Source organism: Synechococcus sp. RS9909, from assembly GCF_014279595.1.
Lineage (GTDB): Bacteria > Cyanobacteriota > Cyanobacteriia > PCC-6307 > Cyanobiaceae > Synechococcus_C.
Genome location: NZ_CP047943.1, coordinates 1847103 through 1865916 on the forward strand (window position 1 = coordinate 1847103; position 18814 = coordinate 1865916).

General features: G+C 65.5%; 19 protein-coding genes. 9 read left to right on the forward strand and 10 right to left on the reverse strand.

The genetic code is table 11. From position 1 onward, the window contains the following. Positions 1-4 precede the first annotated feature (4 nt). Positions 5-1180, reverse strand: a complete 1176-nt coding sequence (gene hemH, locus SynRS9909_RS09640) for a ferrochelatase (protein WP_007101938.1) — start codon at positions 1178-1180, stop codon at positions 5-7. A gap of 74 nt (positions 1181-1254) precedes the next feature. On the opposite strand from hemH, the gene SynRS9909_RS09645 reads away from it, so the two are divergent. The 3 genes from SynRS9909_RS09645 to cobO are packed head-to-tail and all read left to right on the forward strand — an operon-like array spanning position 1255 to position 3799. Continuing rightward, positions 1255-2421 (forward strand): site-specific integrase, encoded by a 1167-nt coding sequence (locus tag SynRS9909_RS09645; RefSeq protein ID WP_007101937.1) that lies wholly within the window; start codon positions 1255-1257, stop codon positions 2419-2421. A 29-nt stretch (positions 2422-2450) separates the two neighbouring features. Then, on the forward strand, positions 2451-3119 hold the full coding sequence (locus SynRS9909_RS09650) for a class I SAM-dependent methyltransferase (protein WP_007101936.1): 669 nt from the start codon (positions 2451-2453) through the stop codon (positions 3117-3119). After that, positions 3116-3799: a cob(I)yrinic acid a,c-diamide adenosyltransferase gene (gene cobO / locus SynRS9909_RS09655; RefSeq protein WP_007101935.1), complete on the forward strand. Its 684-nt coding sequence runs from the start codon at positions 3116-3118 to the stop codon at positions 3797-3799. Before SynRS9909_RS09650 ends, cobO begins: the two co-directional genes overlap by 4 nt. Before the next feature lies 1 nt (position 3800). Here the strand turns inward: cobO and SynRS9909_RS09660 are convergent, their stop codons facing one another. Then, positions 3801-3986 carry a hypothetical protein gene (locus SynRS9909_RS09660; RefSeq protein WP_007101934.1) on the reverse strand — a complete coding sequence of 62 codons (186 nt, stop codon included), beginning with the start codon at positions 3984-3986 and terminating at the stop codon, positions 3801-3803. 126 nt (positions 3987-4112) lie between these two features. Between SynRS9909_RS09660 and pyrH the strand changes: the two genes are divergently transcribed. Genes pyrH through SynRS9909_RS09675 form a run of 3 tightly spaced genes read left to right on the forward strand, consistent with a single transcriptional unit; the run spans position 4113 to position 6554 of the window. Further along, the gene (gene pyrH, locus SynRS9909_RS09665; protein ID WP_007101933.1) at positions 4113-4820 is read left to right on the forward strand and encodes a UMP kinase; all 708 of its coding nucleotides are present in this window, start codon (positions 4113-4115) and stop codon (positions 4818-4820) included. A 26-nt stretch (positions 4821-4846) separates the two neighbouring features. Beyond that, positions 4847-5395 carry a ribosome recycling factor gene (gene frr / locus SynRS9909_RS09670; protein ID WP_007101932.1) on the forward strand — a complete coding sequence of 183 codons (549 nt, stop codon included), beginning with the start codon at positions 4847-4849 and terminating at the stop codon, positions 5393-5395. A gap of 10 nt (positions 5396-5405) precedes the next feature. Beyond that, entirely contained in the window at positions 5406-6554 is a 1149-nt protein-coding gene (locus tag SynRS9909_RS09675; RefSeq protein ID WP_007101931.1) for an NAD(P)/FAD-dependent oxidoreductase, read from the forward strand. On the opposite strand, the gene SynRS9909_RS09680 is transcribed toward SynRS9909_RS09675, so the two are convergent. The 6 genes from SynRS9909_RS09680 to SynRS9909_RS09705 form a co-directional block, all read right to left on the reverse strand. Beyond that, positions 6551-8065, reverse strand: coding sequence for a cryptochrome/deoxyribodipyrimidine photo-lyase family protein (locus SynRS9909_RS09680; protein WP_007101930.1), 1515 nt, complete (start codon positions 8063-8065; stop codon positions 6551-6553). The genes SynRS9909_RS09675 and SynRS9909_RS09680 overlap by 4 nt on opposite strands. A gap of 44 nt (positions 8066-8109) precedes the next feature. Continuing rightward, positions 8110-8496, reverse strand: a complete 387-nt coding sequence (locus SynRS9909_RS09685; protein WP_007101929.1) for a Crp/Fnr family transcriptional regulator — start codon at positions 8494-8496, stop codon at positions 8110-8112. A 66-nt stretch (positions 8497-8562) separates the two neighbouring features. Next, positions 8563-9735, reverse strand: a complete 1173-nt coding sequence (locus tag SynRS9909_RS09690; protein ID WP_007101928.1) for a transaldolase — start codon at positions 9733-9735, stop codon at positions 8563-8565. Positions 9736-9798: 63 nt separating this feature from the next. Further along, complete coding sequence (locus SynRS9909_RS09695; protein ID WP_007101927.1) at positions 9799-11595, reverse strand: penicillin-binding protein 2; 1797 nt, start codon at positions 11593-11595, stop codon at positions 9799-9801. 4 nt (positions 11596-11599) lie between these two features. Continuing rightward, positions 11600-12052 carry a hypothetical protein gene (locus SynRS9909_RS09700; RefSeq protein WP_007101926.1) on the reverse strand — a complete coding sequence of 151 codons (453 nt, stop codon included), beginning with the start codon at positions 12050-12052 and terminating at the stop codon, positions 11600-11602. Positions 12053-12140: 88 nt separating this feature from the next. Beyond that, on the reverse strand, positions 12141-13508 hold the full coding sequence (locus tag SynRS9909_RS09705) for a CPBP family intramembrane glutamic endopeptidase (RefSeq protein ID WP_007101925.1): 1368 nt from the start codon (positions 13506-13508) through the stop codon (positions 12141-12143). A gap of 107 nt (positions 13509-13615) precedes the next feature. On the opposite strand from SynRS9909_RS09705, the gene SynRS9909_RS09710 reads away from it, so the two are divergent. Together SynRS9909_RS09710 and SynRS9909_RS09715 are read left to right on the forward strand one after the other, a co-directional pair. Beyond that, positions 13616-14944 (forward strand): histidine phosphatase family protein, encoded by a 1329-nt coding sequence (locus SynRS9909_RS09710; protein ID WP_007101924.1) that lies wholly within the window; start codon positions 13616-13618, stop codon positions 14942-14944. A gap of 4 nt (positions 14945-14948) precedes the next feature. Beyond that, a complete protein-coding gene (locus tag SynRS9909_RS09715) occupies positions 14949-16226 on the forward strand; it encodes a dihydroorotase (protein WP_038001195.1) in 1278 nt (425 codons plus the stop codon). Here the strand turns inward: SynRS9909_RS09715 and lepB are convergent. Then, on the reverse strand, positions 16198-16902 hold the full coding sequence (gene lepB / locus SynRS9909_RS09720) for a signal peptidase I (RefSeq protein WP_007101922.1): 705 nt from the start codon (positions 16900-16902) through the stop codon (positions 16198-16200). The genes SynRS9909_RS09715 and lepB overlap by 29 nt on opposite strands. Positions 16903-16982: 80 nt before the next feature. On the opposite strand from lepB, the gene SynRS9909_RS09725 reads away from it, so the two are divergent. Beyond that, on the forward strand, positions 16983-18488 hold the full coding sequence (locus SynRS9909_RS09725; protein ID WP_007101921.1) for a hypothetical protein: 1506 nt from the start codon (positions 16983-16985) through the stop codon (positions 18486-18488). On the opposite strand, the gene SynRS9909_RS09730 is transcribed toward SynRS9909_RS09725, so the two are convergent. Further along, positions 18451-18810 (reverse strand): Spx/MgsR family RNA polymerase-binding regulatory protein, encoded by a 360-nt coding sequence (locus tag SynRS9909_RS09730; protein WP_007101920.1) that lies wholly within the window; start codon positions 18808-18810, stop codon positions 18451-18453. The genes SynRS9909_RS09725 and SynRS9909_RS09730 overlap by 38 nt on opposite strands. Positions 18811-18814: the final 4 nt, after the last annotated feature.

Below are 18814 nucleotides of genomic sequence, written 5' to 3' on the forward strand. Positions count from 1 at the left end.
TTGCTCAAAGCAGGCCGAGGGCATGCAGTGGACCCTGACCGGTGATCAGCTCGAGCAGGAATGCCGAGAAACCAACCATGGCGAGGCGCCCATTCCACACTTCGGAGCTGTTGTTCCACCCCCACTCCCACTTCTCCTGGGGGTAGAGCTTCACTTTGGTGGGCAGTTCCGCCGCCTGATCCAGATTGATCTCCGGACCCTCGAGGCTGGCACTGACGAGATCGGCCAGGCCTTCGATGAACGGGGGGTAGGTATCGAGGGCGGGAACGCGCCGGAAATGCACCACGCCGGCCTCGGTGGCCAGTTCGCGGTATTCGATGTCGATCTCCTCGAGCGTCTCGATGTGCTCACTGACGAAACTGATGGGCACCACCACCAGGTCGCGGGTGCCGGCGGCACCGAGGGCCTCCAGTGCTTCCTCGGTGTAGGGCTTCAGCCATTCCACGGGGCCGACCCGGCTTTGATAGGCAAGGGTGTGGGGATTGGGACAAGCGAGAAGGCGCTCAAGTTCCGCCATGATCAGGGCGGTGCAGGCCTCGATCTCCCGTTGGTAGGGGTCGCCGGCCTCCTCCACGTAGCTCTTCGGCACCCCGTGGGCACTGAAGAACACGTGGGCCTCCTCGGGCCGCTCCGACGCACGCACCTGCTCAGCGATCAGCTCCGCCATCGCCCGCACATAGCCGGGGTGGTCAAACCAGCTGCGGATGCAGCGGATCGGCAGCTGTTGAAACGCAGGATCGAGCTGACGCAGACGCTGGAGCTCGCGGAAACTGGAACCGCTGGTGCTGATCGAGAAGTGGGGATACAGGGGCAGAACCACCACCTCATCCATGGCATCAGCCTTGATATCGGCCACGGCCGATTCCGTGAATGGGTGCCAATAGCGCATGGCCACGTAGGTAGTGGCCTCGATTCCCCGCTGACGCAACACACTCTGCAGCTCCCGCGCCTGCTGCTCCGTGATCCGGCGCAGCGGTGAACCGCCGCCGATGGAGCGATAGGCCTCCTGCGACTTGCTGCTGCGCAGGGTGCTGATCAACCAGGCCAGGGGCTTTTGCAGGGCCGGAATCGGCAACCGGATGATCTCCGGATCCGCGAAGAGGTTGTAGAGAAACGGACCCACATCCTGAATCCGTTCGGGTCCCCCGAGGTTGAGAAGAAGGACGCCGACCCGGGCCATGGGGGATGTGCGGGACATGAGGGGCTTGAGCGTAACCCCCATCAACGCGATGGTGGCGGCGGCAGACCCGGGGCATGGATCTGAGCGTTGACCTGGCACGAATCAATGCCTCCCTGGCGGCGGAGGGCATCCGGCTGCGCCTCGAGCAGCGCGGCCGGAAACTCAACCTGCGCGGTCCGCTGCCCTGCCGGCAGACGCCACACACCACCCGCACCCAGCGCCTCAGCCTCGGGCTACCAGCGGATGCCCAAGGGCTCCGAGAAGCGGAGCGCACCCTGCAGCTGGTCGATCTGCAGCTGCGCCGCCAGCAGTTCCGCTGGGACCAGTGGGCCGCAGACGCCAACGGAATCGCCTCCAGCAACGCCGCGGCCACCCCCGGGCTCGAGCACCAGCTCGAACAATTTGAACAAGCCTTCTTTCAGGACCCGCGACGGCGGCGCTCAGCAGCGGGCAGCCGCAGCACCTGGACCGCGGCATACCGGCCCTACCTGCGGCGCCTCAGAAGCCTGGCCAGCGAGCACAACCTTCCCCTGGACACGGAGCTCCTGCGCATCACACTAGAGAGTTACGTCGAGGGCAGCCGCAGCCGGCAGCAGTGCGCCACGGCCCTCCAGGCCCTGGCCGTCCACGCCGACCTCGTTTTACCGGAGGACTGGCGGGCCCAGGCGGGGGGCTATGGCCTGCATCGCGCCCGCTTCCGCCAGCTTCCCAGCGACGCCGACATCCTCGAAGCCTTCCTGTTGATCCCCAACCGAAGCTGGCGCCTGGCCTTCGGCCTGATGGCGACCTTCGGACTGCGCAACCATGAGGTGTTCTTCAGCGACCTGTCGAGCCTGCGCGCGGGCGGGGATCGGGTGATCCGGGTGTTGCCCACCACCAAAACAGGCGAACACCAGGTCTGGCCCTTCCATCCAGACTGGGTGGATCGCTTCGATCTGCACCACCTGGGTGATGGCCACGAAGCACTGCCGCCGGTCTGCACCGATCTGCGCCGCACCACCCTGCAGCAGGTGGGCCGTCGGGTCGCGGAGCAGTTCCGTCGCTACGGGCTGCCGTTGACGCCCTACGACCTGCGCCACGCCTGGGCCGTGCGCACCATCCACATCGGCCTACCCGACACGGTGGCGGCCAGGATGATGGGGCACTCCGTGGCCATTCACACCCGCACGTACCACCACTGGATCACCCGCCGAGATCAGCAGCAGGCGGTGGATGCTGCCCTCGCTCGCCTCAAGGCCTGAGCCGGCCCGTCCCGATTCCATCCGCGACCATGAGCACTCCCCTGCGCCAGCTCGCCTATCGCCATCGCTGGCTTTACGACACGGTCACAGCGCTGTCGGCTGTTGCGGTGGGGGGCGTGGGCCGGTTGCGCCGCCTGGGGTTGGAGGGCCTGGCCTCCCGATTGCCCGCCGGAGCTCCCGTGCTCGATCTCTGCTGCGGCAGTGGCGAGGCAGCCGCTCCCTGGTTGGCCTGCGGGTTTTCGGTCACCGGCCTCGATGTATCGCCAAGGGCGCTGGGCCTTGCGGCACAACGGCATCCGGAGCTGGGACGGGTGGAAGGCCTGGCGGAGGAGCCGCCCCTGGAGAGCGAGCAGTTCCAGGCGATTCAGATCAGCCTGGCGCTGCATGAGTTCACCCGATCGGAACGGCAGAGGGTGCTGCAGAGCGCCTATCGGTTGCTGCGCCCCGGCGGCTGGCTGGTGATCGTGGACCTCCATCCCGCCGGAGCCTGGCTGCATCTCCCGCAACAGCTGTTCTGCGCCCTGTTTGAAACCGACACCGCCCTCGACCTGCTGCAGGACAACCTGCCTGCCGAGCTGCAACGGCTTGGCTTTGCGGCGGTGGAGCAGGAGCGTCTGGCGGGGGAGGCCCTGCAACGGATCGTGGCGCAGCGACCGCCAGCGGCCATGCTGCCCCCGGACCCCACGCCAACGCCATGACCTCGGGAGAGACCGGATCCGCCCACAACCTCGACCAGTCCGCCGATGCCCTCGGCATGGGAGGGGATCTGGCGCCGGAGCGGGATGCGGAGGCCTACCGGGCCCGGATGCGGCGCCGGCAGGAGGTGCAGCAGCAGCGCGTCCAGGAACGGTCGCTGGAGAAGGGGCTGGTGATGGTGTTCACCGGGCATGGCAAAGGCAAGACCACCGCAGCCCTCGGCCTCGCCCTGCGCACCCTCGGGCACGGCGAACGGGTGGCGGTGGTGCAGTTCATCAAAGGTGGTTGGGAACCGGGAGAAGCACGCGCACTGCAGGCCTTCGGCGATGCTCTCCAGTGGCATGCCCTCGGCGAGGGCTTCACCTGGGTGACACAAGATCGGGAACGGGACAGGGAGCTGGTGCAGGGGGCCTGGCAGCAGTCGCTTCACTACCTGCGCAGCAGCGAGCATCAACTGGTGATCCTCGATGAGATCAACGTGGCTCTCAAACTCGGCTACCTGACGCTGGAGCAGGTGATCGCCGGTCTCGACACCCGACCGGAGCTCAGCCATGTGGCCCTCACCGGTCGCGGCGCTCCCGCAGGGTTGATCGACCGCGCCGACCTGGTCACGGAGATGACCCTGGTTCGCCACCCCTTCCGGGAACAGGGGGTGAAAGCCCAGGCCGGGGTTGAGTACTGAGTTACGTCTGCTCGAGATCAGCCAAGAGCAGGGTGGAGGCGGTGGTCAACACCGACAGACCACTGACCAGAAGCGCCCGATGCACGATCGGATCACGCCAACAGGAGGGATCCCGGCTGGCGCGATCCAGCGCGGAGAGCGTGAGGCGGGCCATCACCCCGCTCCGTGGCTCCTGCGACTCCGGCATGAAGGCTCTGGCACTGCCCCATCCAAGCGAGGAATGGCACGCCGCACCAGCCCGTCTCCCGCAGGGGTTGCTGAAGGCTGTTGTGCTTGAAGCCTGTTGCTACTGTCATCAGGATCTGGATGCTGCATGGCTTACGCACGTGCCCTTCTCAAACTCAGCGGCGAAGCGCTGATGGGAGATCAGGGGTATGGAATCGACCCCGCCATCGTTCAATCCATCGCTGAAGACGTGGCCCGCGTGGTTGCCGGAGGCACCCAGCTCGCGATTGTTGTGGGTGGCGGCAATATTTTTCGCGGTCTCAAGGGATCGGCGGCGGGAATGGATCGAGCCACCGCCGACTATGTGGGCATGCTGGCCACAGTGATGAATGCGATCACCCTCCAGGACGGCCTGGAGCGGGCGGGGGTGGAAACAAGGGTGCAGACCGCTATCGCCATGCAGGAAATGGCTGAGCCTTACATCCGCCGCAAAGCGATCCGCCATCTCGAGAAGGGCCGGGTGGTGGTGTTCGGAGCGGGTTGCGGCAACCCCTTCTTCACCACCGACACCACCGCCGCTCTGCGTGCAGCCGAAATCAGCGCCGATGTGGTGTTCAAAGCCACCAAGGTGGATGGGGTCTACGACCGGGACCCCAACGTGCATGCCAACGCCGTGAGGTACGACCACCTCACCTTCCAGCAGGTGCTGAGCGGGGAGCTGGCGGTGATGGACAGCACCGCCATCGCCCTGTGCAAAGACAACAACATTCCGATTGTGGTTTTCAATCTGTTCGAGCCCGGCAATATCGGCAGAGCCGTGGCCGGCGAATCCGTTGGTTCCCGCATCAGCAACTGAAACCTCAACACTCCAGCACCGTCGTCATGTCGCAGAACGATCTCGAAACCAGCATGCAGAAGTCGGTGGAATCCACCCAACGCATGTTCAACACGATCCGCACCGGTCGTGCCAATTCTTCGCTTCTCGACCGCATCAGTGTCGAGTACTACGGCGCCGACACCCCTCTGAAGTCGCTCGCCACCCTGTCGACGCCCGATTCACAGACGATTCAGATTCAGCCGTTCGATCTCAGCGCCCTGGCAGCGATTGAAAAAGCCATCGCCATGAGTGAACTGGGATTCACCCCCAACAACGACGGCAAGGTGATCCGCATCAATGTGCCTCCTCTCACCGAGGAGCGACGCAAGGAATTCTGCAAATTGGCCTCAAAATATGCCGAAGAGGGCAAAGTGGCTTTGCGCAACATCCGCCGCGATGCCATCGACAAAGTGAAGAAGCAGGAGAAAGAGGGTGAGATCTCTGAAGACCAGAGCCGCGATGAACAAGACAAGGTTCAGAAGCTGACGGATCGCTTCATCGCTGCCATCGAAACCCATCTCGCCGACAAAGAAGCGGACATCCTCAAGGTCTGAGATCCCTCGCATGAGCCTGTCGGTGGCCGGTCTTGATGCCGATGTTCTGATCCTCGGCGCCGGCGCCGCCGGAGGAGCGGCGGCTTTTCACCTCGCCGCTGCCGGCCATCGGGTGCTGCTGCTGGAGCGGGACGGGAACGACCGCATCAAACCCTGTGGCGGCGGCATGGCGGCCTCCGTGCAGCAGTGGTTTCCTTTTCCCCTCGCCCCGGCGGTGGAAGAGGTGATCCGACGCGTCGACTTCAGTTGGTGCCTCACGGATCCGGTGGTGGCCGAGCTACCCGGCAGCGCACCGTTCTGGATTGTGCGCCGGGAACGGCTGGATCAGCTGCTGCTAGAGGAGGCCATGGCCAAGGGATGCCGGATCGAGCGCGGCTTTGGCGTCGATGACGTCCAGCGGGACGGTGAGCAGTGGTCGGTGCGCTCCACGGACGGACGCACCGTGCGCGGCCGTGCGGTGGTGATCGCCGATGGCTCCAGCTCCCCCTGGCCAGCTCGGTTCGGGCTCGGACCCTCAAGCCTGCACATGGCCAGCACCACCTCGGTGCGCCTCCAGGGGCGGGGATCCCTACAACCCGGAGCGGCCCGATTTGAATTCGGCCTGGTGCATCACGGCTTCGCCTGGGCCTTTCCCATCGCCGATGGCGTCAATTTAGGGGTGGGAACCTTCATCGGGCGCCAGGCAGACAGCAGCGACACGATCCTGCAGCAGCTCCTGCCCGACCTGGGATTCGCCGCCGACGCAGGCCTGCGTCAGACCGCTTCCCTGCGGGTCTGGAACGGCCATGAGCGCCTCGATGGCGATGGAATCCTGGCCGTGGGGGATGCCGCCTCCCTCTGCGATCCCTTTCTCGCTGAAGGGCTGCGGCCAGCGCTGATGAGCGGCTGCGAAGCCGCCACCCACCTGAACCGCTGGTTGCGGGGAGAGTGCAGCGATCTGCGCGGCTACAGCAACGGCATGCGGCAACGCTGGGGCGACTCGATGGCCTGGGGACGACGCATCGCCCAGGTGTTCTATCGCTTTCCGAAGGTGGGGTATCAGCTCGGGGTCAAACGACCCACAGCACCCCAACGGATCGCCCAGATCCTCTCGGGTGAGATGGGCTATGGAGACATCGCCCAGCGGGTGATCCGGCGCCTGTTGTTGCAACGGCGTTAAGCCGGGTCGATCTCGACCTGGAGGCTGAGCTGACGCATCGACGCGTCAGCGATGTCAGTCCGGCGCCGACGGCGGCTGCCCCGGCCTCCCGTCGGCGTGAGCCCAGCCCGGCGGGAGCCATGGCGTTCCTGGATCGCATCGGCGATGCGATCAAAACCGGCGGCGCGGCGGATCGCCCAGATCCTGTCCCGAGCCTCCCGGGCCGCCTGATCAGGATCCACGATCGGGGCGGGGTGATCGCCGCCGCCCCGCCAGGGCTCATGCAGCCACACATCGGGCCGATGGGCGAGTTCCGGACACCAGCGTCGGATGAATACCCCCTTGGGATCGTGATCGAGGCCCTGCTTGATCGGGTTGTAGATGCGGATCGTGTTGATCGATGTGCTGCCGGACTGCATCTGACACTGACTCCAGTGGATTCCGGGCTCGTAATCCACGAACAACCGGGCCAGATGGAGGCCGGTGTCCCTCCAGGGGAGCCAGAGGTGATAGGTGGCCACTGACATGAGCATCGCCCGCATGCGGAAATTGATCCAGCCATGGGCGATCAGGGCGCGCATGCAGGCATCCACAAACGGCAAGCCCGTGCGCCCCTCGGCCCAGGCCTGATAACGCTCCGCATCCCAGACACGGATGTCGCGCATGAAGGGATGGAAATCGCGATGCTCGATCGCCGGCTCACTCTCCAGCTTCTGGATGAAGTGACAGTGCCAGTGGAGGCGGGAGCGAAAGTTGCGCACCCCCCGGCAGGTGAGGGAAGCACTGGCCTGCACCACTTCCCGCAGCGACAGGCAGCCCCAGGTGAGATAGGGCGACAGGCGGGAACAGCCGTCGAAGGCGGTGAGCGGACTGGAGATGCTGCCGCAGTAGCGCTGAACGCGACGCTGAAGAAAATCCTGCAACACCGTCTCAGCCTGGGGGCGACCACCGCGCTGACGGCAGGGACAGGGGTCTGCCGTCAGACCCAGGTCTGAAGCCGAGGGCAGACCACCGGGCTGAATCGCAGGCAGCGGCGGCAGTGCAAGCGGCTCCGGCGTGAGCGGCGTCGCCATCCGCTCCTGCCAGCGGGTCGCCCAGCCCTCGCGACGGCGCAGCCCACGAATCACGCCGAACTGGGGACACTCGCGCCAGGGGATGCCGTGACTGCGCGCCCAGGCCTTCACCCGGCGATCCCGGGCATAGGTGAAGGCATTGCCAGTTTCTTCATGACTCCAGAGCGCCGCCACACCGAGCCGCAGGCGAGCCCGTTCCAGCACCTCCACCGCGTCGCCCACACGCACCACGAGGGGCTGACCCAGCGCAGACAGACGCTCCTGCAGGGCCTCCAGAGCCTCACGACAGAACGCCCACTGGCGTGCAGACGCATCAGGCTGCAACCAGAACTGCGGCTCAACGATGTAGAGGGGCAGCACTGGACCGCGCTCGAGAGCCAGGGCCAGCGGCCGGTGATCAACGCTACGCAGATCCCGCTTGAACCAGACCAGCTGCAGGGGCTGATCGGCCACCGCCATCACCTGCCAGACAGAACGCCGACCCTAGGCAGAGTCAGCATCACTCAGGTGTGAGCCTTGAGCTTGAGATCACGCAGGCGCTCATCCACCGACGCCAGCAGTTCGATCGCGAACATCGGTGCTTCCTGCACGGCAAACAGGAACTTCTCCCGGTTCATTTCGATCAGGCGACAGGAGGTCTCCGCCACGGCGGTGCCGAGTCGGCGGTGATCCGGCGTGACCAGGGCGCCAGCACCGAACACGTGACCAGCCTCGATCACCTCATACCCCTCAACCCCTTCCTCGGTGAGCCAGTTCAGACGCACCGAGCCCTCCAGCACCCCGAACATCGACGTGCCGCCATCACCGGCGGAGAAGATCACATCACCGGCGTTGAAAGTGCAGGACTCGCCTTTGGCGGCGAGGGCACGCATGGTGTCGAGAGCGTTCACGGAAAGGAAACAAGGTCAAGACCTGATGCTGCTCGCACCAGGTAAAGAAGCCGCTAACACGTGCCCTCAAGCGGTCGTCAGCGAGAGGGCAGCCCCTAACCCCTGACGCACCTCATCGGGCGTGAGGCGGCCGTCATGATCTTGATCCAGGGCATCGAACACGGCATCGCTGCCGAGCCATTCATCCCGCGTGATCGAGCCATCCCCATTCATGTCGTTGAGCAGGAAGATCTCCTGCACGGCATGGCGGAAGGCGGAGCCGCCCTCCAGTTCGGCGAGGCGATGGGCGAGCTGCTGTTCGAGGGTTTCGATCGCCTTGCTGAAGCCCTTGATGCCCTCGCCCAGTTTGTCGCTCGCCATCCGGTCCTCGCGCATCAGGGCATCGAAACGCTCCCGGTCCACTTGAATCTGCGGTTCGCTGCTGGAGGGGTTGGCGCCATCCAGCTTGCGGGACAGCACGGCGTCGCTCTGCCGCAGCTGATCGAGCAGCTTGGGGGAGATGGTGAGCAGATCACACCCGGCCAGCTCCACGATCTCGTCGGTGTTGCGGAAGCTGGCCCCCATCACCTCCGTCTTGTAGCCGTAGGTCTTGAAGTAGTTGAAGATCCGCGTCACCGACAGCACACCGGGATCCTCCGGACCCGGATAGGAATCGCGCCCCGTCTCCGCTTTGAACCAATCGAGAATGCGGCCGACGAAGGGAGAGATCAGGGTGACGCCGGCTTCAGCGCAGGCCACCGCCTGAGCGAAACCGAACAGCAAGGTGAGGTTGCAGTGGATGCCTTCCTTCTCCAGAACCTCGGCGGCCTTGATGCCCTCCCAGGTGGAGGCGATCTTGATCAGCACGCGGTCGTTGCTGATGCCGGCATCGTTGTAAAGCCGGATCAGTTTGCGCCCCTTGGCGATCGTGGCGTCGGTGTCGTAACTGAGGCGCGCATCCACTTCCGTCGACACCCGGCCAGGAACGATCTTGAGGATCTGCTTTCCGAAGATCACACTGATTTCATCCAGCGCCTCGTGCACCACATCCTCCACGGGTGCGTTGTCACCGATGAGCTTGCGGGAAGAACGCAGGGCCTCATCGATCAGGCTCTGATACGCGGGAATCTGTGCAGCAGCAAGAATCAGCGAGGGATTCGTGGTGGCATCCCGGGGAGTGAATCGACGGATCGCCTCAAGGTCACCGGTGTCGGCCACGACAACGGTCATGGCGGACAACTGCTCGAGGAGGGTGGCCATGGGGTTGAGAAAGGCTCAGTGCCCGTAACGTAGCGGCGGTTTTCGAACTGACAGCCTCCTGAATCACCCGGGTTTGGCGGTGGCGGACACCTGAGGTGGAATCTGTTCCAGCACCAGCAGACCATCGATGATCTGTTTGGCAACGGGCACGGCCACCGTGGAGCCATAGGCATTGCCGCCCTGCGGTTCGTCCACCACCACCACCACCACGAAGCGTGGATCATTCACCGGCAGGGTGGCAACAAAACTGCAGATCCGGGCGCCGGGGATGTACACGCCGTTGCGCGCCTTCTGCGCCGTGCCGGTCTTGCCGCCGATGCGATACCCCGGCGTCTTGGCCCCTTTGCCACTGCCCTGGTCGACCACCGACTCCATCCAGGCCATCACGGCACGGGTGACCTCAGGCTTGAGCAACTGCTGACCTTTCGGCGGACTCGAGCTGGCCAGACCATCGCCGGAGCGGAGACCGCGGGTGATGTGGGGGCTGACCAGGCGACCGCCATTGGCCAGCATGGCGTGCAGCTGGGTGAGTTTCAGGGGAGTTAGGGAGAAGCCCTGACCGAAAGCGGCGGTGGCCGGTTCGATCGGCTGACCGGTGAACTGCTCTTTCGTCTTCAGCTGACCGGCCTGGGCACCGGGCAGATCCGTATCGGGTCGTGCTTCCAGCCCCAGCCGCTCCAACCAGTCCCAGTAAAGGGAAGGCTTGAGGTTGCGCATCGCCTGCACCATCCCCACGTTGCTCGACACCTGGAGCACGGTGGGGAAATCGATCACGCCATTGGCCTGGCGGTCGTGATTGAAGATCGGCCAACCGCCGATCTGCAGCTGCCCCACATCATTCACCGTTCCTTTCGGTTGAATCACCCCCTCCTGCAGGGCGATCGCCAGGTTGATCGGCTTGAACGTGGAGCCTGGTTCATAGAGATCCTGCACCGACCACTCGCGGAAACGCCCTGGAGCGAACGCCCAGTAGCGATTCGGGTCGTAGGTGGGGGTGGAGGCGAGCGCCAGCAGTTCGCCGTTGCGCACATCCATCACGATCGCCACACCTTTCTTGGCTTTCCACTGCTTCACCTGGGCGGTGAGAGCCTTGGCCGCCAGCTGCTGCAGGCGGGCATCGAGGGTGAGCTGCAAACGCAGATCATCACCGAAGAACACCCCGGGGCTGAGGTTGTCGGGCAGAGGCGTGCCATCGGCGCCCCGGCGCAGGCTGCGCGACTGTTCATGGCGCAGCAGATCGTCATGCCGGCTCTGCTCCAGACCCGCCTGAGGCACACGCTCCTGATTGAGGAAGCCCACCACATTGGCGAACAGATCTCCCTGGGGATACACCCGATAGGGATAGGCCTCGAGATCGAGACCGCTGATACCGAGACGCCGGATTTCCGCCGCCGTTTCCGGATCGATCGCCTCGGCCAGGCGGATGCCCGATGGGCGGTCTCCCATGCGCTTCACGAGCTCCGCCATCGGCACGGCCAGCAACCCCGAGAGGCGACGGGCCACATCAAGCGGAGGGCGCACCAGCTGGGGATCGTCGCCGGGAAAATTGAAGTAACGGGGATGGGCCCAGAGCCGAAAGCGTTCCTCATCGAGCGCCACCAAACGGCCGGAGCGATCGACGATCGGTCGACGCGTCCCCAGGGGGTCGGTCGTCTGGGTCTGGAGGGAACGGGCCCGGGCCTCCAGGGCATCACTCTGCACCACCTGGAGCCAGGCCATCCTGCCGATCAGGCCCACCAGCCCCACGCAGAGGAGGGCGTACACCAGGCGCATCCGGCCAGCGGGAACGGGCTCGAGGCGCACGACCCGCTGACGGGGCCGCTGCTGAGGACGGGCCCGGCGCTCCGTCGAAACAGGCATCAGCTCAATACCCCTGATGGATGGGTTCCTCCATCCAGGCGCCAATCATGGCCAGATGATCGACCTGGGGCTTCGAGGCGGGCTTCGGGCGTTCGAGATACACGAGATTCGACACCTTGGTGGGCACCAGGGTCTTGGGAAGACGCCCCTTTTCAAGCAGATGGCGCTCCAGCATGGCCGTGGATTCGGTCAGGCGGTGGGACAGGGAACGGGTGTCGTCCAGCTGTTGAAACGCCAGGGTCCAGCGGTGCTGCCAATGCAGCGTCAACCCGGTGAGCACCAGCACAGCCACAAACACCCCCACCAGGCTGCCGTCAGCAGCACGGTGCAGCCCTGCCAGCAGGGGAGATCGCCGGGCCACTTTCTGGGCCGACAGCGACCCCTGAATCAACTCCAGGGCACCGTTGCTGCTGCTCCGCGCAGCAGGCGCAGATCGTGGCTGGGGAACGGCAGTCACGGCACAGACCGACCAATGGACCAGTGAACCATTGCCAACGCGCTGTCGCAAGCCCGAAACATCAGGTGCTCACAGGCCCGGTCACCGCTCAGGCCAGGAGAATCAGATTGAGGAAGGTGGCGCCGTTCCAGAAGGCATGCATCACCACGCAGGGGAAGAGTCGACCGCTGCTCAGCCTGAGAAGCCCAAGCCCTAACCCGAGCACGAGCAGCGGCGGCAACTCACCGATGCTGAGATGGGCCACAGCAAAGATGAGCGCACTCAGAAACACGCTCCAACTACGACCGATGCTGCGCCCCAGCACCGGGAGCAGCACGCCGCGGAACACCATTTCCTCAAACAGGGGAGCCAGCAGCACCGCGGTGGTGGCCAGGAGGGCCAGGGCCCAGCCATCCCGACTACGCAACACCAGCTCCAGCAGAGGGTTGCTCCCCCCCTGATCACCGAGCAGGCGCCCCATCAACCAACCGGTGAAGGCCACCGGAGGCATCACCATCAACCAGGCCCTTCCTCCCTGCAACAGGCCCTGGCCCACCGGCCGGAGCCGCCACTGCAGCCAGCCTCCCTCCGGCGCTTCGCGGCGATCGAGACCGCCGAGCTGCTGCTTGATGATCAGCAGGGGCGGCAAGGCCAGTGCGGAGTAGCCCACGAGAACGGCGGCAGCCTGGCTGAGGGGGCCGCGGAGATCGCGCGTGATCCAGCTTGTGAGCGGACTGACCACAAGAGGCAGCAGCACTTCACCAAGCACCACGAAGCCCCCGGCCACCAGCAGCACCATGTCGATGAGACTGAGGGGCAGCACCTGAAGCCGGGGCCAGCGCGGTAGGTCACCACGCCACAGCAACCAGAGATGGCGCAGGAGCAGACCGACACCCAACAGCAGCGCGAGCAGGGGAAGAAGCTCCGCCAACACCAGACGCCGGGCGGTGGAGCGGGCGACTGCGGGCTGCTGACACTCCTGTGCCGTACCGCCCAAGGCCAGACAGCTCACCTGCCGGAGCAGCGGGTCCGCCGGAGCCATCTCCAGGAGCCGCCGTTCCGCCGCCGAGAGACTGGTCCGGTCTGAATCCTCCGCCAGGGCCCGCTGAAGCGGATTCCATGCAGCACCGCCCAGGGGAGCTGTCAACAGCCGACGTTGCTGCTCCGCATCGGTCTCGAGGGCGGCCAGCAGCAGACGCTGACGATCATCGAGGCGATCCAGCGGAATCTCCTGCAGAGACTCCAGGAGGACCTGGGCAGGATCAGCCCCCACCAGAAGAGGCCGGACCGGTTCCGGCAGGGCTGGCCCCGCCAGGAGGGCCATCTCCTGCTGCTGCAGCGACAGAGCCGGGGCCACCGAGGGTCGACGGAGGCTGTCCATCAACCCCACAATCCAGACGGTCACCGCCAGCAGCAGGGACAGAACGGCCAGGAAACCTTTGAAGGAAGCGATGCGTCCGATCGGAGGGGAGGTCAACGGACCGGCGGCAACTGGGCTCGATTCTCCCCGGCGACCGGGACATGTGGGTGACACCGTGGCGGCAGAACGGGCCCATACGATGGCCGCGCCTACGCCTTGATGCGGTGACCTTGCGTCTTCTCCTGGTTCGCCATGGCCTGAGCAGTTTCAATGTCGAGCGGCGCATTCAGGGCCGCAACGACCTCTCGGTGCTGACGAGCGAAGGGGAGGAGCAGGCCCGTCGCACCGGCCAGGCCCTGATCGATCTCCGCCTCGACGCTGTCTACAGCTCGCCGCTTCAACGGGCCGCAGCCACCACCGCCGCGATCCTGGGCGTGCGCAGCGACCACCTGCAACCGGTGCTGGATGAGGGACTGCTGGAAGTCGATCTGGAACCCTGGAGCGGACTGAGCGCCGATGAGCGCGCCCAACGCGATCCGGAGTCTTACCAGGCCTGGAGGCTCCGGCCGGAAGAGCTGGAGCTCACCCGGGCGGATGGCAGCCGCTATCGCCCGATCCCCGACCTGATGGAGCAGGCGCGCCGCTTCCTTCAGACCCTGCTGCAACGCCATCCAGTGGATGGCGACAGCACTGTTCTGGTGGTGGGACACAACGCGATCCTGCGCTGCCTGATCCTGGTGCTGCTGGGAGAACCGGAGCGTGGCTTCCGACGCCTGCAACTCGACAATGCCTCCCTGTCGGTCTTCAACCTCCAGCCGAGCGGCGAGGGGCACAGCGTTCAGATCGAGTGCCTCAACAACAGCAGCCATCTCGGTCAGCCCTTGCCGGCCAAGGGCAAGGGCGCCCGTCTTGTGCTCGTCCGCCACGGTGAAACGAACTGGAACCGGGATGGCCGCTTCCAGGGACAGATCGACATCCCCCTCAACGCCAACGGCCACGCCCAGGCGGAAGCGGCCCGCGCCTTCCTCGCACCCGTGCCGCTGCAACGGGCCTACAGCAGCTCCATGTCACGTCCCCGTCAGACGGCGGAGGGCATTCTTCGTTCCCACCCCGGGGTGCCCCTCACCGTGACCGGGGGGTTGGTGGAGATCGGCCACGGACTCTGGGAAGGCAAGTTGGAAGCGGAGATTCAGGCCCAGTGGGGCGACCTGCTGGCGGAATGGAAACGCTCGCCGCACACAGTGCAGATGCCGGAGGGGGAAACCATCCAACAGGTGTGGGAACGGTCGGTGCACACCTGGACCACGATCGCCGCGAGCCTGGATCCAGAAGAAACGGCCCTGGTGGTGGCCCACGACGCCGTGAACAAAACGATCCTCTGCCACCTGCTCGGCCTGTCCCCCGCCGACATCTGGGCGGTGAAACAGGGGAACGGCGGCGTCACCGTGATCGACATGCCCGTCGACCCTGGCCAGCCTGCGGTGGTGACCTGTCTGAATCTCACCTCCCACCTGGGAGGCGTACTCGACCGCACGGCCGCAGGAGCCCTCTGAGCCCATGCCGCACTCCATGCTGCTGGATCCGGTCCGGATCCTGATCGGCAGCGACCAGGATCCGATTGAACAGGGCGCCGCCCTGATCCGCGACGGTGCGCTGGTGGGCTTCGGTGACGACGCCAGACACTGGGCCCAGCGGGACGGCCTCGAAGCCCAGGCCAGGCCCAAGGCGCTCCTGGCACCTTTGCTGGTCGATCCCCACTCCGTTCTTGAGCAGCCCCTCAACGGCCAAGCGGAAACGCTGGAGAGCCTGTGCCGTGCCGCCGCTCGGGCGGGCTACGGCCAGGTGGCCCTGCTGCCGCGGGCCGAATCCTGGCGCGACAGGGTCGAGCGGCTCCAGGGAGTCCAACGCCCTGAGCTGGGGGTGCGGCTGCATCTCTGGGGCGGATTCAGTTGGGGCGGACGCGGTGAGCAGTTCTCCGCCCATGGTGACCTGCTGGAGCATGGCGCCATCGGCCTCGCCGACGATGACCACTGCCCGCCGATTCCCCTGCTGCAGCGGGCCCTGGTGCTGGGAGAGATGGGCACGGCCCCGCTGCTGCTGGCGCCACGCGACCCCCAGATCCAAGTGGACGGCATGGTGCGCGAAGGCGTGGAGACCCTGCGGGCCGGCTGGCCCCCGGATCCGGTCGCCAGTGAAACCCTGCCCCTGGGCCAGCTGCTCGAACTGCAGCGCCAGCATCCGGAGCGCCGTCTCTGCCTGATGAACCTGTCCACGGCCGCCGGTGTCAACCAGCTGGGGGCGGCGGCCGTGCAACCGCAAGCCAGCGTCTGCTGGTGGCACCTCGTGGCCGACAACGGCAGCCTCCAGCCCACGGAGACCGGCTGGTGCATCACCCCCTCGCTGGGGGGCCCGGAAGACCGGCAGGCCCTGATCGACGCGTTGGAGCGGGGCACCCTGGCTGCCGTGGCGGTGCACGCGGTGCCGCTCGACGAGGAAGACTGCCTGCTGCCGCCCGGAGAACGCCGCCCAGGCCTGGCGGGACACCAACTGGTGCTGCCGGCCCTGTGGCAGGAGCTGGTCAACGTCCGTGGCTGGTCGGTGCGTCAACTCTGGAACGCACTCAGTTTCGGCCCCTCCCGCCTGCTCGGGCAGGCGGAGGAGCGACTGGAGATCGGCAGCAACCGCTGGCTGCTGTTCGACCCCCAGCAGCGCTGGCGCCAGTCGCGTCGGTCAACCGATTCACCCCTGGCGGCCAATCAACCGTGGGAAGGGCGGGAGTTGGTGGGCCAGGTGACGGCCTGCGGTCTTACGACCCCAGAGACCCACTGCGATTGAGGGGCCAGAAACGCCAGACAGCGCGGCCGAGGATCTCTTTTTCAGGCAGAAAGGGGCCGCCGGGCCAGTACCGGCCATCCCAGCTGTTGCTCCGGTTATCGCCGAGCGCCAGCACATGCCCCTTGGGCACAGTGACGTTGAGCGTGCGGCAACGGCTCATCCCCTGCGCATCCAGTGGGCAGTAGTTGCTCACATAGGGCTCGGGCACGGCCTTGCCGTTCACACTCACCTCACCCCGAGGATTCACCACCACCTGATCGCCGGCCACCGCCACCACACGCTTGATGTAGGCGTCACAGGCCGGATCACCGAGACCGGGGATCAGACCCAGCAGGGGAAAGTTGGCCAGGGCGCATTGCAACGGCGAAGGTGACGTGGTGGATTTCAGTGCTGGATCGAAGGAATAAGGAGAATTGAATACAACGATTTCACCGCGGCGGGGGGAACGCTGCCGGTAGGTGAGCTTCTCCACCAGCAGGCGATCCTGAATCTGCAGACCCGGCAGCATGGAACCGGACGGAATGAAACGGGCTTCAGCGATCCAGTGCCTGATGCCCAGGTAGAGGGCGAGGGTGAACAGCACCGGCCCCCAGAAATCCCAGAACGGGTGGGAGCGCCGCGGGCTCGAATCACGGGTCTGGCCCTCCGGGCTCGGATCCCTCTGCGCGTCGGACAACTCGCTACAACACGGATTGGAAACGGCACGATAGGCGCGACTGGTGTCGGCTCCTAGGCTGCCCTTCGCCAGGAGCGCCCATGGTTCGACCCCGCTGGCAAGCGTTGAAACCCTCCTCAAGCGGACGCTTTTGGCTGCGCTGGGATCGACTGCTGGCGTTAATCGCCAGCGCGAACCTGGCCTGGGTCGTGTTCGATGTGACCTATGTGCCCCTGCGCACCTTCTGGCTGCAGCGCAACCTCTACCCGCTGCCGTCGGTGCCGCTGGCCGTGCCGCTGCCCTGGATCCCCGACATCACCCCGGCCTATGACCGGGTCAAGGGCATCGAACCTCATCGCGACACCGCTGCCTACATCGCCCACTTCCGCCAACTCGAGCAGGTGGCCGACAGCCAGGGCATCAACAGCCCCGCCGCGCGGCAGCTGCGCCTGGAAATGGTGGTGCGCAACAGCCAGCTCATCGACGAGAACCCCTTCATCGGCTCTGGCCAGGCCGGCACTCTCGAAAAACTGAAGAATCGTCTGCGCGCCCGCGCCGGCCTTGATTCGGCCAAACAAGCGGCCGCCCGTCTCCTGAGTGACGACCAACTCGCTCAGGGCGGCTGGGACGAGGAGCGTGAATTCTGGAACCGCCAGATCCTGCCGCTGGCCGCCACCAATTACTGGCGTGGCATCGATGAAAACGGGCAGCCGATCGACCACGCCTGGCGCATCGACACCCCGTTTCAGGTGCTGTTCCTCCTCGACATCCTGATTCGAGCGATCCGACTCAAACGTCGCTTCCCGGCGATCGCCTGGCGGGATGCCCTGTTGCGGCGATGGATCGACCTGCCGCTGCTGTTGCCGTTCTGGCGCCTGCTGCGGATCATCCCGGTCACCGAAAGGCTGTCCAGCAGCCGTCTGATTCAGCTGGAACCGCTGCGAACGGTGGTAAGTCGCGGCGTGGTCGCCCTGCTGGCCCTGGAGCTGTTCGAAGTGCTCACCCTGCGGATCCTCGATGCGGTGCAAGGAGTGATCCGCTCGCCGCTGCTGCCCCAGAGAATCCGCGGATTGTGCAGTCACCAGTCGGTGGATGACAACGGCGAACGGGAGCTTGCCGAACTGATCAGGCTGTGGATTCCCCTGTTGCTCACCCAGGTTGGACCGGGTATGCGTCCCCAACTGGTAGCTCTGTTCAGCCACGCGCTGCAGCGCAGCATGAGCGATGCCATGGTGCCGGGTCCGTTGCGTGAACTGGCGGCGGTGCAACGGGCGGAAAACGGCATCAGTCGCCAGCTGGCAACCGGCATGGTTGACGCCTTTCTCGATCTGTCACGACAGACCGGTCAACGCCTGGGACGATGGGACGCCCAGATGGAGGATCTGGCCCTGGAGGCGTTCGACCGTTTCTGGGAGGAGTTGGCGCGCACCTTGGAGCAGGGTCCCGTGCTGGAGAGGAGCCAGGAACTGGTGGCAGCCTTTCTCGAGGAACTCAAACGCAACAGCGTGCAACAGCTGCGCGATCAGGGAGGCGTGGATCAGCTGATCACAGAACTCGATGGCCTCAGCTTCACTGAGGAATCGCCTCGCTCCACACCTCGGCGTTGAAGCCAACGAGACAACGGCCGTCCGGGAGTTCAACAAACGGCCGTTTGATCAACTTGCCGTCGGCGGCAAGGGCGTCGAGGACCTGGCTATCCGTCATCGCCTTGACGCTGGCCGCACCCAGAGCGCGATAACTCTGACCACTGGTGTTGAGGAGCGGTTGGCGCCGGCCAAACTGGGCCAGAGCACGGGCCAGCAGGTCCCGATCGGGCGGGCTCACGGTGATGTCATGGGGGGTCAGCTCAATCCCCCTGTCCTGAAGCCAGGCCAAAGCCTTGCGACAGGTGGAACAGCGGGAGTAACTCCAGATCGTGAGGCCGGTCACCGGC